The organism is Streptomyces sp. NPDC001594, assembly GCF_042893675.1.
Classification (GTDB): Bacteria; Actinomycetota; Actinomycetes; order Streptomycetales; family Streptomycetaceae; genus Streptomyces.
In genome coordinates this window covers 658,303-683,568 of the sequence record NZ_JBIAVB010000001.1, presented here as the reverse complement: position 1 = coordinate 683,568, position 25,266 = coordinate 658,303, and the positions used below count along the sequence as shown (strand labels likewise).

General features: G+C 74.7%; 23 protein-coding genes. 14 read left to right on the top strand and 9 right to left on the bottom strand.

All coding sequences use genetic code 11. From position 1 onward, the window contains the following. Positions 1-10: 10 nt before the first annotated feature. On the bottom strand, positions 11-1,435 hold the full coding sequence (locus ACFY0O_RS03385) for an amidohydrolase family protein (protein WP_388942171.1): 1,425 nt from the start codon (positions 1,433-1,435) through the stop codon (positions 11-13). A 356-nt stretch (positions 1,436-1,791) separates the two neighbouring features. Here ACFY0O_RS03385 and ACFY0O_RS03380 point away from each other — a divergent pair, with 356 nt between their 5' ends. From ACFY0O_RS03380 to ACFY0O_RS03370, 3 genes are all read left to right on the top strand, one after another. Beyond that, the gene (locus ACFY0O_RS03380) at positions 1,792-2,532 is read left to right on the top strand and encodes a GNAT family N-acetyltransferase (RefSeq protein WP_388942169.1); all 741 of its coding nucleotides are present in this window, start codon (positions 1,792-1,794) and stop codon (positions 2,530-2,532) included. Between the two features lie 52 nt (positions 2,533-2,584). Further along, complete coding sequence (gene infA, locus ACFY0O_RS03375) at positions 2,585-2,806, top strand: translation initiation factor IF-1 (protein WP_358895382.1); 222 nt, start codon at positions 2,585-2,587, stop codon at positions 2,804-2,806. Between the two features lie 127 nt (positions 2,807-2,933). Next, positions 2,934-4,022 (top strand): LacI family DNA-binding transcriptional regulator, encoded by a 1,089-nt coding sequence (locus ACFY0O_RS03370; RefSeq protein ID WP_388942166.1) that lies wholly within the window; start codon positions 2,934-2,936, stop codon positions 4,020-4,022. Here ACFY0O_RS03370 and ACFY0O_RS03365 read toward each other — a convergent pair. From ACFY0O_RS03365 to ACFY0O_RS03350, 4 genes are all read right to left on the bottom strand, one after another. Then, positions 4,006-4,716: a sulfite exporter TauE/SafE family protein gene (locus ACFY0O_RS03365; RefSeq protein ID WP_358895380.1), complete on the bottom strand. Its 711-nt coding sequence runs from the start codon at positions 4,714-4,716 to the stop codon at positions 4,006-4,008. The genes ACFY0O_RS03370 and ACFY0O_RS03365 overlap by 17 nt on opposite strands. Further along, the gene (locus ACFY0O_RS03360) at positions 4,713-6,143 is read right to left on the bottom strand and encodes an amidohydrolase family protein (protein ID WP_388942270.1); all 1,431 of its coding nucleotides are present in this window, start codon (positions 6,141-6,143) and stop codon (positions 4,713-4,715) included. Before ACFY0O_RS03360 ends, ACFY0O_RS03365 begins: the two co-directional genes overlap by 4 nt. A gap of 49 nt (positions 6,144-6,192) precedes the next feature. Then, the gene (locus ACFY0O_RS03355) at positions 6,193-7,542 is read right to left on the bottom strand and encodes a uracil-xanthine permease family protein (RefSeq protein ID WP_388942164.1); all 1,350 of its coding nucleotides are present in this window, start codon (positions 7,540-7,542) and stop codon (positions 6,193-6,195) included. A gap of 283 nt (positions 7,543-7,825) precedes the next feature. Continuing rightward, positions 7,826-8,620 carry a helix-turn-helix domain-containing protein gene (locus ACFY0O_RS03350; protein WP_388942163.1) on the bottom strand — a complete coding sequence of 265 codons (795 nt, stop codon included), beginning with the start codon at positions 8,618-8,620 and terminating at the stop codon, positions 7,826-7,828. Positions 8,621-9,017: 397 nt separating this feature from the next. On the opposite strand from ACFY0O_RS03350, the gene ACFY0O_RS03345 reads away from it, so the two are divergent. The 5 genes from ACFY0O_RS03345 (at position 9,018) to ACFY0O_RS03325 (ending at position 14,866) form a co-directional block, all read left to right on the top strand. Then, complete coding sequence (locus tag ACFY0O_RS03345; RefSeq protein ID WP_388942161.1) at positions 9,018-10,430, top strand: phenylacetate--CoA ligase family protein; 1,413 nt, start codon at positions 9,018-9,020, stop codon at positions 10,428-10,430. Continuing rightward, a complete protein-coding gene (locus tag ACFY0O_RS03340; RefSeq protein ID WP_388942160.1) occupies positions 10,427-11,344 on the top strand; it encodes a hypothetical protein in 918 nt (305 codons plus the stop codon). Before ACFY0O_RS03345 ends, ACFY0O_RS03340 begins: the two co-directional genes overlap by 4 nt. Before the next feature lie 28 nt (positions 11,345-11,372). Next, a complete protein-coding gene (locus ACFY0O_RS03335; protein ID WP_388942157.1) occupies positions 11,373-11,885 on the top strand; it encodes a GNAT family N-acetyltransferase in 513 nt (170 codons plus the stop codon). 89 nt (positions 11,886-11,974) lie between these two features. Next, positions 11,975-14,356, top strand: coding sequence for a SpoIIE family protein phosphatase (locus ACFY0O_RS03330; protein ID WP_388942154.1), 2,382 nt, complete (start codon positions 11,975-11,977; stop codon positions 14,354-14,356). 132 nt (positions 14,357-14,488) lie between these two features. Beyond that, positions 14,489-14,866, top strand: a complete 378-nt coding sequence (locus ACFY0O_RS03325) for a hypothetical protein (protein ID WP_388942152.1) — start codon at positions 14,489-14,491, stop codon at positions 14,864-14,866. Positions 14,867-14,884: 18 nt separating this feature from the next. Here ACFY0O_RS03325 and ACFY0O_RS03320 read toward each other — a convergent pair whose 3' ends face one another. After that, positions 14,885-15,709 (bottom strand): class I SAM-dependent methyltransferase, encoded by an 825-nt coding sequence (locus ACFY0O_RS03320; protein WP_388942151.1) that lies wholly within the window; start codon positions 15,707-15,709, stop codon positions 14,885-14,887. A gap of 117 nt (positions 15,710-15,826) precedes the next feature. On the opposite strand from ACFY0O_RS03320, the gene ACFY0O_RS03315 reads away from it, so the two are divergent. The 6 genes from ACFY0O_RS03315 to ACFY0O_RS03290 all read left to right on the top strand — a co-directional run bounded on the left by ACFY0O_RS03315 (position 15,827) and on the right by ACFY0O_RS03290 (position 21,675). Then, positions 15,827-16,570: an IclR family transcriptional regulator gene (locus tag ACFY0O_RS03315; protein ID WP_388942149.1), complete on the top strand. Its 744-nt coding sequence runs from the start codon at positions 15,827-15,829 to the stop codon at positions 16,568-16,570. 97 nt (positions 16,571-16,667) lie between these two features. After that, on the top strand, positions 16,668-16,994 hold the full coding sequence (locus ACFY0O_RS03310; protein ID WP_388942146.1) for a putative quinol monooxygenase: 327 nt from the start codon (positions 16,668-16,670) through the stop codon (positions 16,992-16,994). A 143-nt stretch (positions 16,995-17,137) separates the two neighbouring features. Beyond that, positions 17,138-18,076: a hypothetical protein gene (locus ACFY0O_RS03305; protein ID WP_388942143.1), complete on the top strand. Its 939-nt coding sequence runs from the start codon at positions 17,138-17,140 to the stop codon at positions 18,074-18,076. A 48-nt stretch (positions 18,077-18,124) separates the two neighbouring features. Then, a complete protein-coding gene (locus tag ACFY0O_RS03300; protein ID WP_388942140.1) occupies positions 18,125-18,739 on the top strand; it encodes a TetR/AcrR family transcriptional regulator in 615 nt (204 codons plus the stop codon). After that, a complete protein-coding gene (locus ACFY0O_RS03295; protein WP_388942137.1) occupies positions 18,723-20,357 on the top strand; it encodes an isovaleryl-CoA dehydrogenase in 1,635 nt (544 codons plus the stop codon). Before ACFY0O_RS03300 ends, ACFY0O_RS03295 begins: the two co-directional genes overlap by 17 nt. Before the next feature lie 160 nt (positions 20,358-20,517). Continuing rightward, positions 20,518-21,675: a S8 family peptidase gene (locus ACFY0O_RS03290; RefSeq protein ID WP_388942135.1), complete on the top strand. Its 1,158-nt coding sequence runs from the start codon at positions 20,518-20,520 to the stop codon at positions 21,673-21,675. Between the two features lie 12 nt (positions 21,676-21,687). Here ACFY0O_RS03290 and ACFY0O_RS03285 read toward each other — a convergent pair whose 3' ends face one another. Genes ACFY0O_RS03285 through ACFY0O_RS03275 form a run of 3 tightly spaced genes read right to left on the bottom strand, consistent with a single transcriptional unit; the run spans position 21,688 to position 25,186 of the window. After that, positions 21,688-22,041 (bottom strand): UBP-type zinc finger domain-containing protein, encoded by a 354-nt coding sequence (locus ACFY0O_RS03285; RefSeq protein WP_388942132.1) that lies wholly within the window; start codon positions 22,039-22,041, stop codon positions 21,688-21,690. Beyond that, a complete protein-coding gene (locus ACFY0O_RS03280; protein WP_388942129.1) occupies positions 22,038-23,513 on the bottom strand; it encodes an ATP-binding protein in 1,476 nt (491 codons plus the stop codon). The genes ACFY0O_RS03285 and ACFY0O_RS03280 overlap by 4 nt, the downstream gene beginning before the upstream one ends. After that, a complete protein-coding gene (locus tag ACFY0O_RS03275) occupies positions 23,510-25,186 on the bottom strand; it encodes an FAD-dependent oxidoreductase (protein WP_388942128.1) in 1,677 nt (558 codons plus the stop codon). Before ACFY0O_RS03275 ends, ACFY0O_RS03280 begins: the two co-directional genes overlap by 4 nt. Positions 25,187-25,266 lie beyond the last annotated feature (80 nt).

Genomic DNA, 25,266 nt, shown 5'->3' with positions numbered 1-25,266 from the left:
CCCCGGACCGCTACGCCGCACGCAGCCGGGCGGCCGCCGTCTCGGCCTCGCGGACCACCCGTGCCGTGTCGACGTCGACCAGGCGCCCGCCGAGTTTCAGCGGCCGTCCGTCCACGAACACGGCCTCGACGTTCTCGGGGCGCCCGTTGAAGACGATCTGGCCTATCCAGTCGAAGCGCGGTGCGAAGTTCAGCGCGGCCGGGTCCACCACCAGCAGGTCGGCCCGTTTGCCGGGGGTCAGGGAACCCACCCGGTCCGCGATGCCGAGGACCTCGGCGCCGCCGAGGGTGGCCATCCGCAGGACGTCCTCGACCTGCGGGAAGACGTCGGCCTCGGTCGACCGGGCGCGCTGCAGGCCGATGGCCGACTTCATGAGCGCGTGGAAGTCGGAGGTGTCGTTGGTGCCGCCGTCCAGGCCGAGGCCGACCTTGACGCCCCTGCGTCCGAGGTCCGACAGCCGCATGATCCCGGAGGCCAGCCGCATGTTGCTGAGCGGGCAGTGGGCCAGGCGCACGTCGCGCTCGGCGACGGCGGCGACCTCCGCGTCCGTCAGGTGGATCGCGTGGTTCATCAGCAGCCGGGGGCCCAGCGCGCCGATGTCGGTGAGGACGCCGATGGGGTCGTCGGCGCGCATCTCCGGGCGTTCCAGGACGTGGGAGTTGAGCATGACCCCCAGCTCCTGGGCCAGCTCCCAGTGGGCGCGGTTGTCGGCCTGGGCGGCCCGGGCCGCGTGGGTGGCGACCTGGAAGGAGCCGAGCGGGACCGGGTCGACGAGCTCCTTCTTGACCTTCGCCGCCAGCGCCCCGTCGGGGGCCGGCGGGTAGAGGGCGTACGTGAACCGCAGGCCGGTGCCGGCCAGGGCCCGTAAGTAACTCTCGACGAGGTCGTAGGAGAAGATGTCCACCCAGTCGACCAGCGTGGTCACGCCCGACTGCACGGCGTCGAGGGCGGCGAGCCGGACGAAGCTGTGGAGGGCGTCCGGGGTCAGGAGGCCGCGCTGGGGATCCGTACAGGACCGGAACCAGCCGAACAGGTCCCGGTCGGTGCAGCCGCCCCGGAACATCGCCTGCCAGAGGTGGTTGTGGGTGTCGACGAACCCCGGCATGACCAGCTTGCCCGAGCTGTCCACCACCCGGGCGCCGGGGGGCGCCGGCAGTGCGGCGCCGACGGCGGCGATCGCCCCGCCGCGCATCAGGACGTCGGCGTTCTGCAGGGCGCCGAGAGGACCGCTGCCGAGGGAGGGGTCCATGGTCAGCACCAGGGAGGCCCGGCGGAGCAGGACCGCCGCACTGCCGGGGGCGGGCGGCTCGGCAGGCCGGGGGAGTGCGGGGCGGGGGGCGCCGCCGAGGAGCAGCGGGCCGGCGGCGGCCAGTCCGAGGCCGGCGAGGAGACCGCGGCGGGTGGGGGCGGCGGGCGTGGCGGGGATGGACTGCATGGCGTGTTACCTCCCGAGGGCTCAGTACGGAAGGCCCGCCCGGGCGGGAAGCTGACGGAGCGTCGGACCGGGGCGGGAGAACACACGCAGCATTCCCAGTGGAGGGCCGTTCGATAGACGTCAGTGGAAAACTTTTTCCGGAACGCCGGCCGCCGGGGGCCGCCGCGGCATCGGAAAACCGGTTGGGCGGGGAGCGGCTGCCCGGGTAGTGTGCGCAGCGCCGTGAAAGACCGCCGAGGAGGTGAGACCCGTGAACGCTGTATCGACGTGGGTGCTCCCTGCTCTCCCCACGGCGGGCGACTGACCCAGGTGTCGTCGGGAGTGCCCGGACCGCGCACTCCTGGAAGGCGACAGCCATGGAACCAGTCATCATCACCCGCACCGCCGAAACCCGGTGGCAGGCCGTGTCGGACGGCCGGACCGTCGGCCACGGCGACCTCGCGCACCGGCCCGACGGGCGGCTCTTCGTCAGCGTCGACGTCTGGCGGGACCCGGTATTCGACCGGCTCGCCGCTGCCGTGCTGGCGGATCTGCCCGGCCCCGTCCACACCCTCGTCGCCGAGGACGACCCCGGCCTCGCGGCGCGCTGGGAGCGCCTCGGCTTCACCGTCGGGCGCCGCGAGCGGGAGTACACCGTCCCCACCGCGCCCACAGCTCCCACGGGAGTGGCGGTCCTGCCCGGTACCGAGGCGGACCCGGAGCGGCTGCGCGCACTGGAGCAGGCGATTCGCGCGGAGGTCGAGGCCACCGTAGGCTGGCGCACCATGCCGGCCGAGATCCTCCCCGGACCGGTCGATACGCTGCCCCTGGACCCGGCGAAGTACGCGGTGGCGGTCCGGGACGGCCGGTACGCCGGACTGGTCCGGGTGGCGGCGGTCCGCCGCCGGGCCCGGATCGGACTGGTCGCCGTGCGGGCCGACGACCGGCGACGCGGCATCGGGCGGGCCCTGCTGGCCCACGCCCTCGGGTCGCTGCACCGGCAGCAGATCACCTCGGCCTGGGCCGAGGTGGACGCCGCCAACCCGGCCGGCATCGCCCTCTTCGAAGGCGCCGGCGCCGAACGCACCGGCGGCTGCATCGAGTTGGTGCGCCGCTGACCCGCACCACCCCTGAGCAGGACCACACCTGAACCGAGAGAAACGGAAGACATTGCCGAAAACAGCCAAGGGCATCGAGGTCGAAGGCACCGTCGTCGAATGCCTGCGCAACGCGACCTTCAAGGTGCAGCTCCAGAACGGGCACCAGGCGCTCGCGCACATCAGCGGAAAGATCCGGAAGAACTACATCAAGATCCTGCCCGAGGACCGGGTGCTCGTGGAGCTGAGCCCGTACGACCTCACCCGCGGCCGGATCATCTACCGGTACCGCTGAGCCGAGGAGCGTGCGTCCGGGGCACCCGGGCGCACGCTCCCGCCCGGGGCGGGGCTGGAGGACGGCGGGCGGTTCGGCGAAGATGAGGGGACCGACCCGGCCGCCCGAGCGAGGAGCGCTTCCGCAGATGCCCAGTTCCGCTTCCGGTTCCGGTTCCGCTTCTGGCTCCGCCTCCGGTACCGCCGACGGCGCCCGCCGGCGCAAGCCGACGATCGCCGACGTGGCCCGGGCCGCCTCCGTGTCGCCGACCACCGTGTCCCACGCCCTCAACGGACTGGGCAAGGTCGACCCCCGGACCCGCGAACGCATCAAGCAGACCGCCGCCGAGCTGGGGTACCGGCCCAACCTGCGGGCCCAGCGCCTGCGCAACGGCGAGGCCAAGGCCATCGCGCTCGCCTCCTCCATGCCCTTCGCGGTGGCCGCCGGGCCCTCCCGGCTCGGCTTCTACATGGAGATCGCCGCCGCCGCGGCCGAGCGGGCCATGGTGCACGGCTACGCGCTCGTCCTCGTCCCGCCCGTGCAGTCCGGATCGCCGCTGCACTCCCTCGACATCGACGGCGCCATCGTCGTCGAGCCCGGCGAGGACGACCCGGCCGTCGCCGGGCTGCGCGAGCGGGGACTGCCCTACGTGGCGCTCGGCCGTGAGGTGGCCCGGACGGACGCCCCCTACGTGGACCTGCGCGGCGGCGCCGTCACCGGACTGCTCCTGGAGCACCTGCGCGAGCAGGGGGCCCGCCGTCCGGCGCTCCTCATCGGCTCGGGAACCCGCCACTCCTCCGTCGACGCCCGCGCCGCGTACGAGCGGGCCGCCGCCGACGGGGGCTGGCCGCCCGTCGTCGTGACGGCCCCGGAGGAGGGGGGCGAGCAGGCCGGGTACGAGGCCTGCTCGGCCCTGCTGGCCGCGCACCCGGACACCGACGCCGTGTGCGCCCTCGTGGACGTCTTCGCGGTCGGCGCCGTCCGGGCCGTACGCGACAGCGGCCGGCGCGTCCCCGAGGACGTGCTGGTCGCCACCCGGTACGACGGCCCGCGGGCCCGCACCTGCGAACCCCCGCTCACGGCCGTCGACCTGCACCTGGACCGGGCCGCCGCCGACGCCGTGGAACTGCTCCTGTCCCGGCTGCGCGGGGGCGCCGCCACCGGGGCCCCGGCGGCGGCGCCCGAGCCCCGGCTGATCGCCCGCGCCTCCTCGCTGCGGGTCACGGAGCCAGGATGAGCACCGCCCCGGAGACGAGCGCGAAGCCCAGGACCAGCGGGCGCATCCGTGCCGCGTCGATCCGGTGGTGCGCCAGCCGGCTCAGCCACGCCCCCAGGGCCAGCGCGGGCAACAGGGCCGCGGCCCAGCCCAGTTGCCCGGGCGTGCCCTGGCCGGTCGCCAGGAGCAGCACGAGGGAGACCACCTCGCCGACCAGGAAGCACAGGGCCACCGTGGAGCGCAGCTCCGCGGGCGGACGGTGCTGGTAGACCAGGGCCAGCGGCGGACCGCCCACCCCGGTCGCCGTCTCGGTGAGCCCGGTGACCACACCCGCGCCCAGGTAGGCGGCCCGGCCCGGTACGAAGGCCGGCGCCGCCAGGCTGACGGCGGCCGCCAGGACGGTCGCCACGCCGACGACGAGACCCAGCCGCTGCCCGGGCACGGCCCACAGCAGCAGGAGTCCGCCGGGGGTCGCGGCGAGCCGCGCCGCCGAGATCCAGCCCGCGCCCCGCAGGTCCAGCGCGTGCCGTTCGCGCCAGACCACGTAGAGGTTCAGCGGGATCATCGACGCGAGGACGAACACCGGCAGCAGCGAGGGGTCGAGCAGGCCGGCCACCGGGGCGACGACCAGCGCGAACCCCAGGCCGCTGGTCCCCTGGACGAACGCGGCGACGGCCACGACCAGGGCGAGGACCAGTACCGTGGCGGCGCTCACCGGAGTGCGCTCGCGGCCCGCGCGGCCGTGGAGGTCGGGTGCGCCCGGGTCACCCCGGCGCGGGCGACCACCGCGTCGGCCAGCTCGGCCGCCCGGTCGAGGAACGCGAGGTCGTCCCAGCCCACGGCCCGGCCCCGCCACATCCGCAGCCGGCCGGCGACGAACACGGCGGTGATCTGGTCGCGGTTCCCGCGCCGGACCAGCTCCCAGGGCAGGTCCCGGGAGGTCCGCAGCTCCGGGCCGCCGACGTCGACCAGCAGGAAGTCGGCGGCGGCCCCGGCGGCGATCCGGCCGGTGGACGCGGCGAGGCCGACGGCGTCGGCGCCGCCCGGGCCCCCGCGCTCCAGCCAGGACCAGCCCGCGCCGCAGGAGGAGTCCCCGGTGGCCAGGCCGTAGGCGAGGCGCTGGGCGAACTCGGCGGCGTCCGCGAGCCGGAAGGCGTCGCCGCGGGTGCCGTCCGTGCCCAGACCGAGGCGGATCCCGCGTTCGGCCATGGTGGCGGCCGGGGCCACCGCGTTGCCCTTCCAGGCGCTGGCGACCGGGTTGTAGCTCACCGCGGCGCCGGCGTCGGCGAGCAGGGTGAGCTCGGCGGGGGTGACGAGGGTGGCGTGGGCCGCCAGCAACTGCGGGCCCAGCGCGCCGACTTCCCGCAGGTACTCCAGGGGGCGCAGGCCGTGCCGGACCAGGGAGCGTTCCACGGCGGCCAGGTGCTCGTTGACGTGGATCTGGACCACGGTGCCCGCTTCGGCGGCGAGCCGGGCGGTGTCCCGCAGGGTCCGCGCCGTGGCCGCCTCCGGGACGGAGAGCGCCAGCGACGGGTGGACCAGCTCGGCGCCCTGGTACCGGGCGAGGTGCTTCTCCGCGGCGGCCAGGACGGCGGCGGCTTCGTCCGTCCCGCCGGCCCCCGCGGGGTCGGGGACGTCGTTGCAGACGAGCCCGAGGACACAGCGGATCCCCGCGTCCTCCGTGGCCGCGGCCACGGCACCGGCGTCCACCGGGGCCCGGGTGCCGGCCTCGGCGACGGTGGTGAACCCGCCGCGCAGTGCTTCGAGGGCCGACAGCTTGGCGGCGGCGTAGGCGGATTCCTCGTCCAGGGCGCCCTCCAGGGGGACCCAGACGCGGCGGAAGATCTCGGAGGGCTCACCGAAGGCCAGGGCCGAGCCGAAGCTCTGCGTCAGGTGGTGGTGCGCGTCGACGAACCCCGGCATCAGGAGGTGCCCGGGCAGCCGGACCGGGGGCAGCAGGGGGTGCTCGCGCTCCAGCACCGCGGCCGGTCCGACGGCCCGGAAGGCGGCGCCGTCGACGACGGCCGCGTACCCCTCGCGCAGCCCGTCCGGGGTCATCACGAGGTCCGGGACCAGGAGCCGGGGGCCGTCGGCCGGGTGGCGGAGGTCGGGGAGGGGGCCGGTGGTGGTGCGGTGTCTCATCGGGAGGGTGCTCATGGGGAGGGTGCTCATCTCGTCCTTCGCGTACGGGTCACACATGGGGCAGGGGAGCGGGGGCGCCCGCGTCGGCGGGGGACAGGACCGGGGCGGCGGCGCCGCGGGAGAGCCGCGGCCGCACGTGGTGGAACAGGACGTTGAGCACCGCGGCGGTGAACGCGCCGACGGCCACGCCGCTTTCGAGGAGGATGCGGGCGCCGGAGGGCAGGCCCGCGTAGACGCCGGGGACCAGGATCGGCAGCAGGCCCAGGGCGATGGCGACGGCGCAGACGAACGCGTGCGAGTGCCGGTCCAGTTGGGCCTTCCCGAGCATCTGCACGCCGAGCACGGTGATGACGGCGAAGACCACCATGGCCGTGCCTCCGACGACGGCGGACGGGATGACGCTGATGGCGCGGATGACGGGCGAGAGGAAGCCGACGGCGATGAGGACCAGGCCGGCGGCCGCGGTGACGAAGCGGCTGCGCACCCCGGTGACCCGGACGATGCCGATGTTCTCGCCGCTGGTCACCATCAGCGGCAGCCCGAGGAAGCCGGCCAGGACGGACACCAGGGCGTCGCCGCGCACGGTCCGCGGTACGGCGGTGCGCGGGTCGATCTCCTTGCCGACGGTCTCCGCGTTGATCGCGGTCTGTCCGGTGGCCTCGGCCATGGACGCCAGGGCGTACAGCATCAGCGGCAGCGCGGCGACCAGGTGGAACTCGGGCGTGCCGAACGGCATCACCTGCGGGGCGCTCAGGATTCCGCCCTCCGTGACCCCGCCGAAGTCGATCCGTCCGAGCGCGAACGCCAGCCCGCTGCCGGCGATCAGGCCCAGCATCACGGCGAGTTGCCGCAGCACCCCGCTGAACAGCCAGTACAGGGCCACGGTGAAGCCGATCGTGGCCAGGCCGAGGGCCAGGTTCACGGGGTCGGCGAAGCCCGGCTGGCCCGGGCGCCCCGTGACGAGCAGGGCGCCCACCTTCACCAGGTTCACCCCGACGATGACGATCATCGTGCCGATGACCAGGGCGGGGAAGTACTTCAGCAGCCGGGAGAAGACCGGCAGGACGAGGAAGGTGAAGACCGCGCTGATGATCACCGCCCCGGTGGCGGTGCGCACGCCGTGTTCGTCGGCGATGGCCAGGAAGAGGATCAGCGGGGCCCCGCCGGGCAGCATGACGAAGGGCAGCCGGGGGCCGAACTTCCACGGCCCCAGCGACTGGATCAGGGAGCCGATCCCGGACAGCACGAAGGCCGCCGAGAGCAGGTTCACCGTGAGCCGGGGGCCCAGGTGCAGGGTCGCGCTCATCAGGAAGATCGCCGAGACGGGGGTCGCCGCCATGACGAGGACGTGCTGGACACCGAAGAGGAGGATCCGGCCCAGTGGGCGGGACTGGTCCACGGGGTGGGGGAGTGTGCGGGCACTGGACACGTTCGAGCTCCGTTCGGCTCGCTCCGGCTTCGGCCGAGGCTCGGCTCCCGGGAGGAGTCGAAGCCTTCGGCCAAATCGATTTGGCCGCCAGTATGTGAGGGCCCTGAAGGCCCGTCAAGGGTTGCGGACGCATTGATTCCATCGCGGTCGGGACCGGTCCCGCCGAAGTCCCGGCCCGAGCCCGGCACGCCGCTTCCCCCGCCCGCGGCCATGCCCCGGGCGGGGGAAGCGGAAGCTCACGCCGGTCGCCGGCTCAGCGGACCCGCTCCGCCGGAAGCCCCAGTTCCGTAGCCCCCCGGTCCAGGTCCGGCCCGCTCCGGCGCGCTCGCGCCCCCGGTTCCGGAAGCCGGGCCAGCCTGGCGCTGATCATCGATGCCGCGCGGCCCACGGCATCGCCCAGCGGGGGGATCAGCTTCCCGTCCAGGGCGGTCACCGCCACCGCGGCCACCACCTGACCCGAGGCGGCGCGCACCGGAGCCGCCACGCACGACAACGACTCCACGCAACTCTCGTGGTCGAACGCGAGCCCCCGCTCCCGGATCCCGGCCACCTCGCGCGCCCACGCGGCCGCCGTCCACCCCGCCGGCCGCCGCGGCACCGGCGCGGACGCCGCCAGGACCAGCTCCGCCGCGCTGCCGGGCGGCAGGACGACCCCCGAACGCAGCGGGAAGACCTCGTCCACCTCGCCCCGCATGCCCCCGACGACGATGATGTGCCCCGCTTCGGGCACCGACAGGCTCAGGCTCACGCCGCCGGCCACCGCCGCGAGCTCCCGCAGCGGCTGCGCCGACGCGGCCCGCAACGCCCGCGCCGGATGCCAGGCCTGCCCCAGCCGGAACGTCCGCGGACCCAGCCGGTAACGCCCTTCGTGACTCTGCACCGCGCCCAGTGCGACCAGCTGCCCGAGCAGCCGGTGGGCGGTGGCCTTCGGCAGCGCGGCGTCGCTCGCCAGCCGGGTCAGCCCGACCTCCTCGTCGTGCGCGAGCACTTCCATCAGAGCGAACGCGCCTTCCAGCACGCCGCGGCCCTCAGCGCCGGATCTGGCCATGAGGGTCCCCCTCTCCAGCAGGGGGCCGTCGATCGGACGACCCCCACAATTCCCCGTTCGGACCAGGTCAGTTGGGGTGCGCGTATGGATTCCCCTCAGTCGCCGGTCCGTTGAATGGACCCGATCATTGCCCGCTCGCCGCGATCGCGCCAGTGTGTTGTCCGTCAAGGGGCGCACCACCGAACCTCCGGCGGAGGCCAGGTGTTCGTCCACTCACAGCACACAGGGGAGGCACATATGAGCGCCATCAAGACGAGCGCCAAGCAGTTCAAGTACGTCATGGGTGCCATGACGTCGGTCTTCTTCTCGTACTGCTCGGCCAGCTGACGTAGAGCCGAAACGAGGGGTGGGGGCGGCTTCCGCCCCCACCCCGTCGCTACGCCCAAGGGAGGCATGAGTGCTGGAGACCGGTGTCCGGCAGGTACGGGTGGCGCTGTCCATGGTGTTGGGCCGCCGGCTGAGCGTACGGACCGTGGAGCGGCTGATCGCCGACGCCCTCGCCACGCTCGAGGAGTTCGGCTCGCTGGGCGACGACGTCGACGAACTGGCCGACGGGCCGTTCACCGACCCGGACGAGCGCCGGGAGCTGCAGAACCGCGCGCTCCAGCGGACCGTGCGCAAACTCGCCAGGCGCTCGCCCTTCTACCGCGAGCGGCTCGCCGGAGTGGACCTCACGGGGCTGACCACCGAGACGCTCACCCGCATCCCGGTCACGCGCAAGGCCGACCTGATCGAACGCCCCGCCGACTTCCTGTGCAGCGCTCCCTACCTGGCGACGCAGACGACCGGCACCACCGGCCGTCCCGTCCAGATCTGGCTCTCCCGCTACGAGATGGAACTCTGGCCCGCGCTGATCGCGCTGTCCCTCGTCCTGCGCGGCGAACTCGGCCCCGGCGACCGGATGCAGATCAACCTCAGCTCCCGGGCGACGGCCGCCGTACAGGAGGACGTCGCCGTGTGCCGCCTCGCCAACGCGTCGTGCCACGTCGTGGGGCAGATCCCGCCGGACGAGTCCATCGAGCACCTGCTCGGCCGGAACGGCGCCCGGCCCACCGTACTCACCGGCGCGCCCAGCTACCTGGGCCAGATGGTGACCGCCGCACGCCGAAGCGGCTACGGCCCCGACGACTTCGGGCTGCGGGCGATCTACGGCGGCGGGGAGATGCTGTCGCGGAACCTGACGGACGCCCTGCGCGAGACGTTCGGGGCCGAGGTCGTCGGCGACGCCTTCGGCATGACCGAGCTGCTGCCCGTCGGCGGCCGCACCTGTAGCCGGCGCCATCTGCACATCGATCCCAACACGGGCTACACGGAGGTGCTCGACCTGGAGACGGGCGAGCCCGCCGCACCCGGCCGGCTCGGCGAGCTGACGGTCACGCCGTACTACCCGTACCGGGAGTGCATGCCCGTCCTGCGGTACAACACCGGAGACGTGGTCCGCACCCTGGAGGAGGAACCGGAATGCGAACTGGCGATGGTGCCCGCGGTCTCCCACATCCTCGGCAAGGCGGGCCAGCTGCACCGCACCAGCGACGCCGTCGTGACCCCGCGCGAGATCGTGGAGGCGCTGGACGGCACCCCCGGGCTGCCGTTCCCGCTGCGCCACCGGGCAGCCGTCGGGGCCGACGGCCGACTCCATGTGGAGGTCGCCGCCAAGGAGGTCACCGCCGCCGAAGTGACCGAGCGGCTCCGGGCCCAGGACATCGAGGCGGACGTCACGGTCCTGCCGCTCGACGACGAGGAAGCCGCACGCCGCTTCCCCCTCCGCTGCGACCTGTTGGAGCACACTTTCACCCGGAGCCCCGCATGACGGTCTTCTTCCAGCTCGCGGCCACCAGCGCCCTGGCGCTCGCGGTGTGCGCCGGAGCGGTCCACTACTTCCGTACCGTACGCGCGTCGAGGCCGCCGGTCGGCGTCTTCGACGGCCGCGACATCTTCGTGATGATGGGCTTCGTCCTGGCCCTGCCGTACGTCTACCTCGCGCTGCCCGGCGCCGTCCTGCCGGTCGTGCTCGCCCTCGTCTTCGCCGGCGGGCTGTCCGTCGGCTACCAGCCCGTCATCGGCAACGGCCGGCTGCGCTGGGCGCTGATCGCCGCGCTGATCGCCGCCGTGCTCGGCGCACACCTCGCCTTCGGCGACACCTCCGCGCCGTACTGGATCGCCAACAGCTGCGTGGTCGGCCTGGTCGTCGTCTCCGCCACCAACCTCAACGTGCAGGGCGGCATGCGGCTGAGGAACGTCGCGTGGTTCCTGCTCGCCCTCACCCTCTACGACGCGTTCTTCGCCTGGGTCGTCCCCCTGACCGAGGAACTGTCCGAGGCCGTCCAGGGCTACCCGTTCGCCCCCGCGGCCGGGCTGCGGATCGGCGACGACCTCGGCGCGGTGGTCGGCATGGGCGACCTGCTCGCGTACGCCCTCTTCACCACCACCGCCCTCAAGGCGTACGGCAAGGCCGGACTGCGCACCGGGCTCGTGCTGGTGCTGCTCTTCGGCGTCGTGGCACCCGTGGCCGCCGTCCAGGTCGTCGGCACGGTCACCGGCCACGTCCCGGCCGTGATGCCCGCCCAGGTGTTCTTCGGCCCGGCCGCCTTCATCGGCCACCTCTTCCTGCGCCGCCGCGGCCCGGAGCGGCGGATGGCCGAGATCGTCTTCGGCCGTGAACGGCTCGGCACCCCCCGGCGGCGTCCGGCGGCCCGCACCGCCCAGGCCCCGGCCGCCGGCTGATGCGCGCCTGACGGCCTAGGGTGGCGCGATGATACGTGTACGGGACATGGACGCGGCCGACATCGAGGCCGTCTCGGCGATCCGGGTCCGGGGGTGGCAGGCGGCCTACGCCGGCCTCGTCCCCCGGTCCCACCTCGACGCGATGACGGTCGAGGACGACGCCGCCCGGCGGCGCGCGTGGTTCTCCCGGCCCGGCCGGACCTCGCGGGACCTCGTGGCGGTCGGCGACCGCGGCCCGGTGGGCTGGCTCTGCCACGGCCGCCCCGGCGCCGGGGAGCCGGCGGGGACCGGCGAGGTCCACGCCCTGTACGCCGACCCCGACCTGATCGGCACCGGCATCGGCCGGGCCCTGCTGCACGAGGCCCACGCCCGGATGCGCGACGAGGGGTGCACGGCGTCGGCCCTGTGGGTCCTCGACGGGAACGAACGGGCCCTGCGCTTCTACGAACGGGCCGGCTACCGGCCCGACGGCCGGACCCGCGACGACCCCTACGACGACGGGACCGTCCTCACCGAACTCCGCTACCGCCGCGCGCTCTGACCCCCACGGCAGTCGGTTTCCGGCCGGTTCGAAGGCCCTCTTCCGTGGCGGCACCCGCCCGGACGTCCCCGGAGTGGCATCCTCGACGTATGGAGGACGAGGTCATGCCCCGGGGAGAGGGCACCGCACCGGAGACGCTGGCCCTGGCCAAGGTCGTGGCCCGGCTGCGCGCCGAGGTCGAGGACCTGGAGGCGGGAGCCGCGCTCGCGGCGGTCCTGGAACGGGCCAAGGGCGTGGTCATGGCACAGGAGGGCCTGCCCGCGCACGAGGCGTACGAACTCCTCCGGCGCCGGGCCGAGGAACACCGCCGCACCCTGGCCGAGGAGTGCCGGCGCACCCTCGGCAGCGCCGGCCGGCCGCTCTTCCGGGGCACGGCCGAGTCCCGGGAAGCACCGGCGGGGGCGGTCTTCCGCACCGGCGGGACATCCGACGCGGGACGGAGCGCACTGCCGGGCCGGCTGGCCAGGGCCCTGGCGACCACCAGCGGCCCCGCCGAGGTCGCGCGGCTGCTGCGGACGGCCCTGGGCGACGCCGCCCGGGTGGACGCCGTCATGATCTACACCCGGGACCCGGCCGGAAGCCTGGAGCTGACCGGGCACGCCGGCATCGACGGGGTCACCGTCCAGCAGTGGCGCCACATCCCGCCGCTCGGCGGCGTGGCCGCGCTGGAGGCCCTGACCCACGAGCGGCCCGTGTGGCTGGAGAGCCAGGACCCGGCCGCCGACGGCTACCTGCGCATCGGAGACCGGCCCGAACGCTGGCCCTCGCGCGCCTGGATCCCGGCGCCGGGAGCCCCCGCCACCACCGCCGTCGGCTTCTTCCGCACCGAACCCGGACCCTTCGACCGCCGGACACGCAACCTGCTGCTCCGGGTGGTCCGGCTGTGCGGCGGAGCCCTCGGCACAGCCCCGGCCGCACGGGGCGCCCTCCCGGTGGAGGAGGACGTCGCGACGGTCCAGCAGGTCCTCGACGTGCTGTCCGGGCCGGCCGTGCTCCTCACCCCCGTCCGCGCGGCCGACGGCTCGGTGGAGGACTTCCGGATCGACGCGGCGGCGGCGGAGTCCGTCGACGTCGCGGGCCGCAAGGGCAAGGAACTGATCGGCCGCAGCGTCCTGGAGACGTACCCCACCGTGGCCGGGACCCCCCTGTGGGACGGCTACCTGGACGCCCTGGCCACGGGGACGGTCTACGAGGGGCTCCCCTTCACCTACGAGGAGGTCGCCGCGGGCGTCCCCCGGCACTCCGTCTACTCCGTGCGCGCCTCCCGCCTGGGGGACCGGCTGGTGGTCTCCTGGATCCGCCGTGACACCAGCGACCTGGAAACCCGCAGACTGGCCGACCTCCAGCGCCTGGGCAACCTCGGCTGGGCCAGCTGGAACCTCATCACGGACACCGTCATCTGGTCCGACCAGGTCTACACGGTCTTCCGGCGCGACCCCGCCCTGGGACCCATGACCCTGGAGGAACTCCCCTCCCACGTGGTGCCGGACGACCTGCCGGGTCTCGGCCGCGCCGTCCAGGAACTGCTGGAGGGCGGCGCGGGCATGGACCAGGCCTTCCGCATCACCACCCCCGACGGGGTACGGCACCTGAGGATCGTCGCCGAGGCCGGCAACGACACGGACGGCACCCCGGTCGAGGTGCACGGCTTCGTCCAGGACGTCACCACCCAGCGCGACACCGAGATCGCCCTGCGCGAGAGCGAACGCGCGAACCTCGTCCAGCGGGGCATGCTCAGAGCCGAACGCTCCCTCGCCGCCAGGCTCCAGGAAACCCTGCTGCCCATCCCCGAGCAGTCCCTGGAACTCGCCGGGCTGCGCGTCGACGTCGCCTACCTGCCCGCCGACGCCGGGGTGAACGTCGGCGGCGACTGGTACAGCGCCATCCCCCTGCCCGACGGCTGCGCCCTCTTCGTCGTCGGGGACGTCGCCGGGCACGGCCTGGGCGCCGTCGGCACCATGGCCCAACTCCGCTTCACCGCCAAGGGGATGGCCATCACCGGCTCGGCCCTCCCCGACGTCCTGGGCCGGCTCAACGCCCTGCTGCTCCACACGGCCGCGGAACCGTCCGGGGCCGCCACCGCGACCATGGTGATGGCCCGCTACCGGCCCGAAGGCCACCGGCTCGGCTGGGTACGGGCCGGACACCTGCCGCCCCTCCTGGTCCGCGACGGCCGGGCGCGGTTCCTCCCCCAGCCGGAGGGGAACCTGCTCGGCGCCGCCGCCGAGGTGGCCTACGGGCAGGAGGACATCGCCCTGCTGCCCGGGGACCACCTGCTCTTCTACACCGACGGCCTCGTCGAGGACCCCGGCGTGGACATCGAGGAAGGACTGGCCGCGCTCGCCGCGAGCGCGGCCCGGCTCGTCCGGGAGGGCCGGGCCGACACCCTCGCCCGCACCCTGGCCGCGGGCCGCACCCCCCACCGCGACGACATCTGCGTCCTGGACGTCCACCTCCCCGCGGAGCCGTAGGGGCCGCGGCGGTTGCCTCCGGCGGCCCGGCGCCCGAGGATGGCCGGATCGTGCGTACGCGCCGCGCCCAGGGGTACGAGACACCTGGCATGGAGGGGGCCCGTACCGGGTGTCGAAGACAGGGAGAACGGTGTGAGGAAGAGTGTGATCGCCAGGGCGGTACCGGTGGCGCTGCTGGCGGGGCTGCTGCTGGCCCCGCTGCCGGCGAGCGCGGCAGGGGCGCCCGTGGCCCACCGGACCGGCGCGGCCGGCACGGCGGTGGCGGCCGGCGCCCCGGCCGATGTCCTGGCCGGATCCGTCCGCGGGACGAGTGTGAACGCCTCCGCCCATACGCAGGCGGAGGGAGTGTCGAAGGACAGCAAGAAGAACAAGTCCAAGAAAAAGAAGAAGGGCTTCCTCGGCAAGCTGGGCACCGCCGCGCTGGTCGTGGGCGTGCTGGTCGTCCTGCTGATCGTGGCCGCCGTCATCGCCGTCGTCGTGCTGGCCTCCCGCCGCCGGCGGCGCGGCTGACGCCGCCGGCGGCGCCGGTCACGGACGGACGGCCGTGATCACGTAGTAGTCGAGGAGACCCCGCTCCCACGCGAGCCGGAAGTTCCTCGGCCAGGTCCCCGGCTTCCACTGCGTGGACAGCCAGTGGTCCCAGCCGGGCCAGACCGAGGGGCCGATGGACTCGCAGCGGACCCCGGTCAGCCCCGACCGGGCCAGGGCGCCGGTCAGTTCGCCGGGCGGACGGGCGATGTCCAGCCCGTCCGCGAAGGTGTCGAGCAGCTCCGCCAGCCGGGGCGCCGCCCCGGGGTCCGGGGCGAAGAAGCTGGTCACGGCCACCCGTCCGCCGGGCCGCAGCACCCGGGCGGTCTCGGCCGCGAACCGCTCCAGGTCGTCGAAGTGCTGGGCGGCCTCGACGCTGTAGACGCAGTCGAACTCCCCGTCCCCGAACGGCATCTCCTCGGCGGCCCCGCGCACCAGCCGCAGCCGCTCGGGCCCCGGCCCGGCCAGCAGCCCGGCGTTGGCCCGCCGGGCCCGTTCCAGCTGCTGGGGGTGGATGTCCATCCCGGTGACCCGGGCCGGACCGTACTCCCCGACGGCCAGGGCGCAGCCCACGCCCAGCCCGCAGCCGACCTCCAGCAGCTCCCCGCCGCCGAGCGGGCCCGCCGTGTCGAGCACCCGCCGGTACAGGTCCTGCTGGCTGCGGATCCGGTCGTCCACCGACGGCACGCCGTCGAGGTCCTCGGGCCGCCAGTGGCCGAAGTTGATGAAACCACCGGCGAACACGGGGACCGCGCTGAGGTCCGCGGGACCGTACGTCTCCCGCACGGTCGCGCGCATGTCGTCGGGCCGGTCGGCTCGGGTCATGGGGACACCTCCGTGCCCAGTGTGACCGCACGGTGACGTCCTGTCGACGGTGCCCCGCGCGCCGCCGCGTAGGCTGGAAGCCGTCCTGCCGCCCATCCCCGGGGAACCACCAGCACCATGCCGCACAACGGTCCGCAGTCCCTCGACCGCGCGCTGGCCCTCGTCGACGCGGTGGCCGCGGCGCCCGGCCCGGTCAGCGCCAAGGCGCTGGCCCGCCTCGCCGGCTGCTCCCTGTCCACCGCCTACCACCTCCTGGGCCCGCTCACCGAGCGCGGCTACCTGGTGCGCACGGCCCGCGGCTACGCGCTCGGGCCCGAGCTGCCCCGGCTCCACCGCAGCTTCCTGCACCAGCTGGCCCCGGCCCCGGGCATGCCCGACCTGCTCGCCCGGCTGCGGCGGGCGACCGGCGGCGAGTCCTACCACACGGCCTACCGGGGCGGGGTGATCACCGTCGTGGACACCACCGCCCCCGTCACGGACACCGCGAACCCGTTCGCGCCCGGCCGGGAGACCCGCGCCCACGCCACCGCCCACGGCAAGGCCCTGCTGTCCCGGCTGACCCCGCGGGCGCGCCGGCGCTACCTCGACGAACACGGGATGGCCCGGCTGACCGCGGCGACCATCACGAGCGCCGACGCCATGGAGGCGGAGCTGCTGCGGGTCCGCGCGGCGGGCTTCGCGGTGTCGGTGGGCGAGGCGGACCCGGCGTGGACCTGCCTGGCGGTCGCCCTGCCGCCGGCCGGGGAGGAACGGGACACCGTGCACGCGCTGTCGGTGTCGGTCCCCACGCAGGAGTTCCGCCGCCGCCCGGAAGGCATCCGCGCCGCCCTCGCGGAGGCGGCGGCGGGCCGGATCCGCTGAGGGTCCCGCGCACCGCCGCCCGGCCCGGATTCCGGCCCTGCCGGAATGGCGGGCGGCGGACGTGCGCGGGGCCCGTCCGGCGTGCCAGGCTGACCGCATGATCTTCATCGCCGTCAGGTTCGACGTCCGCCCCGAGCACAGCGACAACTGGCTCACCCTCGTCGACGACTTCACCCGCGCCACCCGGTCCGAGCCGGGCAACCTCTTCTACGACTGGTCCCGCAGCGTGGACGACCCGAACAAGTACACCCTGCTGGAGGCGTTCACCGACGCCGAGGCCGGCGCCGCGCACGTGGCGTCGGAGCACTTCAAGGCCGGGATGGAGACGCTCGCCGGGGCCATCGCCACCACCCCGGAGATCATCCACGTGGAGGTCCCCGGCCAGGGCTGGAGCGCCATGGCCGAACTGTCGCCCCGCGAGTGAACCGGTCCGCGCCCACGCCGCCGTGACGGTGCGTTCCGGTACGGGATCGGGACGTCGCCGTCACGTCGCGGGGATGGACCCCGCGGCTCCCTGGCCGAAAACTGTCTGGCAAGGAGCAGGCCGACCCCAGGGGGGACATCGCCATGAGCGACGGCAGAGGTGGACCGGACGTGCCCCGTCCGGAGAACGACGCGTCGGTCCCGTCGCACGGGACCACCCCGCACACCGGTGGAGGCTTCACCGACCCGACCCCCGGCGACCAGGGCATCATCGTCCAGGGCGGCCGCACGGCGTCGGACCCGCGGGCGATCGGTCCGAAGCAGGACGACCCGCGGGCGATCGGCCCCAAGCAGGACGACCCCCGCTCGGTCCGCGGGGGCATCATCGTGCAGGGCGGGCGGACCGGGCACCCGGACTCGAAGGCGCGTCGGAAGCGGGCCAAGAAAAAGACGAAGACCATGATGCTGGTCATCGGCGGCGTCATGGTGCTGGCCCTCGGCGGGTTCTTCGCGGGCCGCCAACTGGGCCACGACCCGGCCACCCTCCAGCCCCAGTCAGCCGCCACGCCCACCGCCGCAGGCCCGGCCGACGCGTCCGGCGGCGCCCCTTCCGCCTCCTCCGGCGCGGCCGCCCCGGCACCCGCCACCAGCCCGAGCGCCCCGGCCGCGCAGGCCCCGGCCCCGCCGACCCGGGCCGCCTCCGGCCCGCCCGCCCGCAGCGACGGCAGCCCCTCGCCGGGCCGTTCGACACCGCCGGCGCCGCCGAAGCAGTCGAGTGCGCCCCCTCCGGCGGCCGAACCGGTGCTGGCGCTGCGCCCCACCGGCGTCAGGGAGTTCTGCGCGAACGGCGAATGGCCCGCCACCCTGCTCGTCCGCAACAGCGGCGGCGGGAAACTGACCTGGTCGCTCGGGCAGCTCCCCTCCGGGGTCACCGCCAGCCCCTCCGGCGGGTCCCTCGCCGCCGACGCCTCGCAGGTCGTCACGCTCGGCGGCCGGACCGAACAGCAGCCCCCGAACGGCCGGTTCACCATCGGGTTCACCGGCAACGGCGGCACCGGCCAGGTGACGGTCACCTGCGCCTGACCGGCCCGGGGTGGTGTGAAGCAGTGAATCACTGGTTCAATCCTTCCCATGCCCTACCGCCGCCCACCCGCCGTGCAGGCCCGGCTCGACGCCCGTCGCGACCGGGTGCTGGACGCCGCCGTCCGTCTGCTGTCCAGGCAGGGGTACGCCGGCTGCTCCGTCGCCGCCATCGCGGCCGAGGCCGGCATCTCCACCGGAAGCGTCTACCAGGTGTTCTCCGGCAAGTCCGAGCTCGCCGCCGCCCTCTTCCGCACCCTGGTGGCCCGGGAGGTGGCGGCGGTCACCGCCGCCGCGGAACGTCCCGGGACCGCCGCCGAGCGGGTGGCCTGGGCCGTCGAGACCTTCGCCTCGCGGGCGCTGCAGGCCCCCCGGCGGGCCTTCGCCCTGCTCGCGGAGCCGGCCGACCCGGCCGTCGACACCGAACGCCTCGTCTTCCGGCGGGCGTTCCGCGACGTCTTCGCCCGGCAGATCGCCGCGGGCACCGCCACCGGTGAACTGCCGCCGCAACCGCCCGAGCTGACCGCCGCCGCACTGGTCGGCGCCATCGCCGAGGCGCTCGTCGGCCCCCTCGCCGACGGCGACGCGGCCCCCGGCGAGGTCATCCCCGCCCTGATCACCTTCACCCTGCGCGCCCTTGGAGGACACGATGCCGCCGACGCATGAGGTCACCAACCAGGTCCCGCCGCACCACGGTTACGACGCCGCGGCCGACCCGGCCCTGCTGGAGGCCCTCGTCCGCGAGGGCGCCGGCTGGGCCGCGCCCGAACTCCACCGCCTCGGCGTCCTCGCCGGATCCGAGCAGGCCGCCGAATGGGGCCGGCTGGCCAACGAGAACGAGCCGGTCCTGCACACCCACGACCGCTACGGGCACCGCGTCGACGAGGTCGAGTTCCACCCGTACTGGCACCGGCTGATGGACACCGCCGTCTCACACGGACTGCACGCCGCCCCCTGGACTCAGCCGGAACCGGGCGCGCACGTCGCCCGCGCCGCCAAGTTCATCGTCTGGAGCCAGGTCGAGGCCGGCCACACCTGCCCGGTCTCCATGACCTACGCCGCCGTCCCGGCGCTGCGCGCCGCCCCCGCCCTCGCCGCGTGGCTGGAGCCGCTGCTCGCCTCCCGCACCTACGACTTCGGGCTGCGCCGGCCCGACACCAAGCGCGGACTGATCGCCGGCATGTCGATGACCGAGAAGCAGGGCGGCTCGGACGTCCGCGCCAACACCACCACCGCCGTCCCGGCCGGGGACGGCACGTACCGGCTGACCGGCCACAAGTGGTTCACCTCGGCGCCCATGTCGGACGTGTTCCTGACCCTGGCGCAGGCCCCCGGGGGACTGTCCTGCTTCCTGCTGCCCCGCGTCCTGCCCGACGGCACCCGCAACCGGCTGCACCTCCAGCGCCTCAAGGACAAGCTCGGCAACCGCTCCAACGCCTCCTCCGAGATCGAGTACGACGACGCGTTCGGCTGGCTGGTGGGGGAGGAGGGCCGGGGGGTGGCGACCATCATCGAGATGGTCAACATGACCCGGCTCGACTGCGTCCTGGGCGGGGCCTCCGGCATGCGGCTCGGCCTGGTCCGGGCCGTCCACCACGCCACCCACCGGCGGGCGTTCGGCAAGGCGCTGATCGACCAGCCCCTGATGCGCAACGTCCTGGCCGACCTGGCACTGGAGTCCGAGGCCGCGACGGCCGTCGCCATGCGCCTGGCCGGGGCGAGCGACCGGGTGGCGCGCGGGAACGCGGACGAGGAGCTGCTGCGCCGGCTGGGCCTGGCGGTCACCAAGTACTGGGTGTGCAAGCGCGCTCCCGCCCACGCCGCCGAAGCCCTCGAATGCTTCGGCGGCAACGGCTACGTGGAGGACTCGGGCATGCCGCGGCTGTACCGCGAGGCCCCACTGTCGTCCATCTGGGAGGGCTCGGGCAACGTCGCCGCCCTGGACGCGCTGCGCGCGATGGCCCGCCGGCCCGAGACCATCGAGGCCTTCTTCGCGGAGGTGGGCCTGGCGGCCGGGGCCGACCGGCACCTGGACGCCGCCGTGGCCGGGCTGCACAAGCAGCTCGCCGACCCCGCCGAGGCCGAGTACCGGGCCCGGCAGCTGACCGAGACCATGGCCCTGGCCCTCCAGGCCTCGCTCCTCGTGCGGCACGCACCGGCGGCGGTCGCCGACGCCTTCTGCGCGTCCCGGCTGGGCGGGGAGCACGGCGGGGCGTACGGGACCCTGCCGACCGGCGTGGACACCGGGGCCGTCCTGGAGCGGGCCGTGACACCGGCCGTGTGAGCCGGGGCCCGGTCCGGCCGCCCGCCCGCCCGCCCGGGCCGCCGGACCGGTGTCGCGGCCGCACCTCGGCTCCGGCCGCAACCGCAGGCCCGTCCGGGACGTCTGGGACCTTGACGACGGGCAGCCGCCGAGGCTGCCGAAGGGGACGGGGGACCAGGTGATGGGGCGGAACACGAGACGCACGTCCGGCGCGGTGGTGCAGGCCGCCGCGGTGGCGCTGGCGCTGGCCCTGGGCCTCACGGCCTGCGACCCGTCCGGGGACCCGGGCCCCGGCGGACCCCTCCCGTCCGCTGCCGGATCCGGTGCCGCGCAGGCCTCCCCGTCCGCCCGCCCCCCGTCCGGCGGCCCCGCGGGCGCCTCGGGCGGCACCCCGGGAAGCCCCGCGCCCTCGGGCCGCGCCGGCGCCGCCCCCTTCGCGCGCACGGGCGTCCCGTGGAACCTGGACCGGCTCGACCAGCGCACCGGCCCCCTCGACGGCCGCTACGCGGCGGGCGCGGACGGCAGCGGAGTCCACGTCTACGTGCTCGACACCGGACTGGACCTGGGGCACGCCGAGTTCGCGGGCCACGCCGCCGCCGGAGCCGACTTCGTCGGCGCCCCCGACACCGGGGACTGCGCCGACAGCAGCGGACTCGGGCACGGCACGTTCGTGGCGGGCATCATCGGCGGCCGCACCTACGGGGTGGCCCCCAAGGCCCAGCTCGTCCGCGTCCAGGCCATCGCCTGCGAGGAGGGCGGAAGCAGCGGCGGTGCGGGCAAGAAGGCCCCGGAGGCGCCGGAGGACTCCATCGTCAAGGCCGTCCAGTGGGTGACCGCCCACGCCCACCGCCCGGCGGTGGTCAACATGTCACTGAACCTCCAGACCGCCTCGCCGGCCCTGAACGCGGCGGTGCAGCACCTCGTCGAGTCCGGGATCCCGGCCGTCGTCGCGGCGGGCAACTTCAACGACGACGCCTGCGGACACTCCCCGGCCGGCGCCCACGGGGCCATCGTGGTGGCCGCCTCCACCGCCGGGGACCGCCACTGGCAGGACACCGAGAGCTTCGGCTCCGGACACGGCTCCTGCGTGGACCTGTACGCCCCCGGGGACAAGATCACCTCGGCGGCCGCGGGCGGTGGCACCGTCACCAGTGACTCCGCCGCCACCTCCTGGGCCACCCCGCACGTGACCGGCGCCGTGGCCCTCTACCTCTCGGCGCACCCCGCCGCCACCCCGGCCCAGGTCCGCAGCTGGCTCATCGGGCAGGCCGACCGGGACGTCCTCACCGCCGTCCCGCCGGGCACCCCCAACCGGCTGCTGAACACCTCCGCCCTCTAGACCGTCCCACGGCTAGCGGTGGAGGTGTTCCGTCCAGTCCGCCGGGACGCGGTCCGCCGGGCCGGGGGCCGGTTGGCCGGCGGGGTGGGCAGCCGGTGGGGCGAGGTCGGGGCCGGACTCGTACAGGCTGTCCGTGGCGTAGTTCCAGAACCAGTCCTCGCCCGGTTCGAAGCTCTGCACCAGGGGGTGCCCGGCGGACTTCCAGTGGGCGGTGGCGTGCTGGGCGGGGGAGGAGTCGCAGCAGCCGACGTGGCCGCACTGGGCGCAGCGCCGCAGGTGGAACCACCAGCCGCCCACCGCGTCGCAGTCCGCGCAGCCCGTGCCGCTGGGCGGGACGCCCGGGTCGATGCCGTCGATCTCGTTCATGGGAGGTCCTCCGTGGGGGTGGGGGCGGGGCCGGTGTCCCCTTCGGGTGCGGTGAGGGGCAGCAGGACCCGGAAGCGGGTGTCTCCCGGGACGGACTCGACCTCCAGGCTGCCGTGGTGCTTGTCGACCACGATCCGCCAGGAGATGTCCAACCCGAGTCCCGTCCCCTCGCCGACCGGTTTCGTGGTGAAGAAGGGGTCGAAGATGCGGTCGCGGATCTCCGGGGGCACCCCCGGACCGGTGTCGCGGAACTCCACCAGCAGCCGGTCGCCCTCCCGCGCCGTGCGGACCGTCAGGGTGCCCTCGCCGCCGCCGCTCCCGATGGCGGACACCGCGTTGTCGATCAGGTTGGTCCACACCTGGTTCAGCTCCGCCGGGTAGGCCGGCACCGCGGGCAGACCGCGGTCGTACTCCTTGACCACCCGCACCCCGGGCCCGATCTTGCCGGAGAGCATCAGCAGGGTGCTGTCGAGGAGTTCGTGCACGTCGGCGTCGCGGTGCGGGGCCCGGTCCAGCTGGGCGTACTGCTTCGCCGCGTCCACCAGATGGGAGATCCGGCTGGTGGAGTCGTCGATCTCGTCCATCAACAACTCGGTCTCCACCGTGTAGTTGAGCCAGCCGACCGCCCCGGGCAGGATGTCCTCGGCCACCGTCGCCGCGACCTGTTCCAGCCAGTCCGTGTCCAGTCCGGCCTGGACGAACGCCGGCGCGATCCGCCAGCCCTCCGGGATGCCGTGGTCCTCCAGCCAGTCGGAGAGCTCGTCCTCCCGGTCGGCCGCCTCCAGCGGGCTCAGCACCGGCGCCTTGGCGACCCGTTCCGCCGTCCGCTCCTGGATCTCGATCAGTTCGGCGAGGGCCTCGCGCGAGTACGGCCCCCGCGCGATGACCGCCAGCTTGTGCCGCATCTTCCCCACCCGCTCGCGCAGCGCCGCGGTGGCCCGGACGGCCGCCGCGGCCGGGTTGTTGAGCTCGTGCGTCAGTCCGGCCGACAACGAGCCCAGCGCCAGCAGGCGTTCCCGCTGCCCGATGGCCCGCTGGGTGTCCTTCGCGCCGAAGAACAGGCCCTCCAGCAGGTGCGCCGCCATCGGGAACCACTCCTGCATGATGTCCGCGAACGACTGTGCCGACAGAACGAAGAACCGCGTCGGCTCCGTCACCCGCATCGAGTTGACGTACTTCTGCGGGACCCGGTCGCCCAGGTACGCCTGCATGGCCCCCGCGTACACCCCCCGCTGCGAGGTCCGGCTCACCTCCACGTCGTCCGCGCCGACCCTCCGGTACAGCACGACGGTGCCCTCGAGCATCACGTAGAAGCAGGTGGCCGGCTCGCCCTCGGTGTACACCGGCCCGGCTTCGAAGCGCTCCACCCGCCCCTCGCGGCACAGCCTCCCCAGCTGCTCCGGCGACAGCTTCTCGAACAGGAACAGCGAGGCGATCTCCCGCGGGTCGCAGGACACCTCCCGCCCGCTCACGACTGCTCCAGGTACCGGTGCACCAGCATGACGGCCATGGCTCCCTCTCCCACCGCGGACGCGACCCGCTTCGCGGACCGGGCCCGCGCGTCGCCCGCCACGAACACCCCGGGGATGTTGGTCTCCAGGTGGTACGGCGGCCGGTCCAGCTCCCACTCGGCCGGCGGGCGCCCGTCGGGCGTCAGGTCCGGCCCGGCCAGGATGAACCCGTGCTCGTCGCGCAGCACCGTGCCGTCCAACCAGTCGGTCAGCGGGGCCGCGCCGATGAACACGAACATCCACTGCGCGTCCACGAGTTCCGTCGCCCCTGTCAGGGCGTCCCGCAGCACCAGCCGCTCCAGGTGGCCCTCGCCCCGCGCCGCCTCCACGACCGTCCGCGGCCGTACCGCGATGTTCGGCGCCTCCTCGATCTGCTGGATCAGGTAGTACGACATCGACGCCGCCAGCGACTCCCCGCGCACCAGCAGGGTCACCGACTTCGCGCCCCGCGCCAGGTACACCGCCGCCTGCCCCGCCGAGTTGGCCCCGCCGACCACGTACACGTCCTGCCCCTCGCAGGAGGCCGCCTCGGTCAGGGAGGAGCCGTAGAACACCCCGCGCCCGGTCAGGTCCTCGCAGCCCGGCGCCGCCAGCTGCCGGTACGACACCCCCGTCGCCAGGATGACGCTGTGCGCGGCGACCGACGAGCCGTCGGAGAACCGCACCACGCGCGCCGGGCCGTTCACCTCCAGCCCCGTCACCTCGCGCGCCGTGAGGATCTCCGCGCCGAACCGGGTGGCCTGGCGGCGGGCCCGCTCGGTGAGCTGGGCGCCCGAGACCCCGTCCGGGAAGCCCAGGTAGTTCTCGATGCGGGAGCTCTGCCCGGCCTGCCCGCCGGTCGCCGACCGTTCCACCAGTACGGTGCGCAGCCCCTCCGACGCCCCGTACACCGCCGAGCCCAGCCCGGCCGGGCCGCCGCCGATGACGACGAGGTCGTAGAACGCGGCCGCCGGGGTGGTCGCGAGGCCCACGTGCGCGGCCAGCTCCGGCACCTCCGGCTCGACCAGCGCCGTCCCCTCGGCGGTGACCACCAGCGGCAGCCGCAGCCCGTCGGCCCCGGCCGCCTCCAGCAGCCGCCGCCCCTCGGGCTCGTCGGAGGCGTACCACCGGTAGGGCACCTGGTTGCGGGCCAGGAACTCCCGCACCTCGGAGGAGCGCGCCGACCAGCGGTGCCCGACCACCTTGGTGGCCGGCACCGGCCGGTAGTCGCTGGAGCGCCAGGCGGAGAGGAGATCGTCCAGGACGGGGTAGAGCTTCTCCTCCGGCGGGTCCCAGGGCTTGAGCAGGTAGTGGTCGAGGTCGACGACGTTGATCGCGTCGATGGCCGCGTGCGTGTCGGCGTACGCGGTCAGCAGCACCCGCCGCGCCCCCGGGTACACGCCGAGCGCCTGCTCCAGGAACTCCACGCCGTTCATCTGCGGCATCCGGTAGTCGGCGAGGATCACGGCGACCAGGTCGCCCCGCAGCTTCAGCTCGCGCAACGCCTCCAGGGCCGACTCCCCGGACTCGGCCCGCACGATCCGGTACGCGCCGCCGTAGCGAAGCCGCAGGTCACGGGCGATGGCGCGGGACACCCCCGGATCGTCGTCCACGGTGAGGATGACGGTCCGCGCCGCATCGCCGGCCTGTGCCATGCTCCTCCGCCCTGCGCGCTCGAGCCGACCGGCGCACGAGGCCCGCCCGCGCCGGCTCCTGCCCATCGTAGGTGCGATCG

Bases quoted from the DNA above. Each gene is read 5' to 3' on its own strand.
- ACFY0O_RS03385 (WP_388942171.1), bottom strand. From the start codon at position 1,435: ATGCAGTCCATCCCCGCCACGCCCGCCGCCCCCACCCGCCGCGGTCTC.
- ACFY0O_RS03380 (WP_388942169.1), top strand. From the start codon at position 1,792: ATGGAACCAGTCATCATCACCCGCACCGCCGAAACCCGGTGGCAGGCC.
- ACFY0O_RS03370 (WP_388942166.1), top strand. From the start codon at position 2,934: ATGCCCAGTTCCGCTTCCGGTTCCGGTTCCGCTTCTGGCTCCGCCTCC.
- ACFY0O_RS03360 (WP_388942270.1), bottom strand. From the start codon at position 6,143: ATGAGACACCGCACCACCACCGGCCCCCTCCCCGACCTCCGCCACCCG.
- ACFY0O_RS03350 (WP_388942163.1), bottom strand. From the start codon at position 8,620: ATGGCCAGATCCGGCGCTGAGGGCCGCGGCGTGCTGGAAGGCGCGTTC.
- ACFY0O_RS03340 (WP_388942160.1), top strand. From the start codon at position 10,427: ATGACGGTCTTCTTCCAGCTCGCGGCCACCAGCGCCCTGGCGCTCGCG.
- ACFY0O_RS03335 (WP_388942157.1), top strand. From the start codon at position 11,373: ATGATACGTGTACGGGACATGGACGCGGCCGACATCGAGGCCGTCTCG.
- ACFY0O_RS03330 (WP_388942154.1), top strand. From the start codon at position 11,975: ATGGAGGACGAGGTCATGCCCCGGGGAGAGGGCACCGCACCGGAGACG.
- ACFY0O_RS03320 (WP_388942151.1), bottom strand. From the start codon at position 15,709: ATGACCCGAGCCGACCGGCCCGACGACATGCGCGCGACCGTGCGGGAG.
- ACFY0O_RS03315 (WP_388942149.1), top strand. From the start codon at position 15,827: ATGCCGCACAACGGTCCGCAGTCCCTCGACCGCGCGCTGGCCCTCGTC.
- ACFY0O_RS03310 (WP_388942146.1), top strand. From the start codon at position 16,668: ATGATCTTCATCGCCGTCAGGTTCGACGTCCGCCCCGAGCACAGCGAC.
- ACFY0O_RS03305 (WP_388942143.1), top strand. From the start codon at position 17,138: ATGAGCGACGGCAGAGGTGGACCGGACGTGCCCCGTCCGGAGAACGAC.
- ACFY0O_RS03300 (WP_388942140.1), top strand. From the start codon at position 18,125: ATGCCCTACCGCCGCCCACCCGCCGTGCAGGCCCGGCTCGACGCCCGT.
- ACFY0O_RS03295 (WP_388942137.1), top strand. From the start codon at position 18,723: ATGCCGCCGACGCATGAGGTCACCAACCAGGTCCCGCCGCACCACGGT.
- ACFY0O_RS03290 (WP_388942135.1), top strand. From the start codon at position 20,518: ATGGGGCGGAACACGAGACGCACGTCCGGCGCGGTGGTGCAGGCCGCC.
- ACFY0O_RS03285 (WP_388942132.1), bottom strand. From the start codon at position 22,041: ATGAACGAGATCGACGGCATCGACCCGGGCGTCCCGCCCAGCGGCACG.
- ACFY0O_RS03275 (WP_388942128.1), bottom strand. From the start codon at position 25,186: ATGGCACAGGCCGGCGATGCGGCGCGGACCGTCATCCTCACCGTGGAC.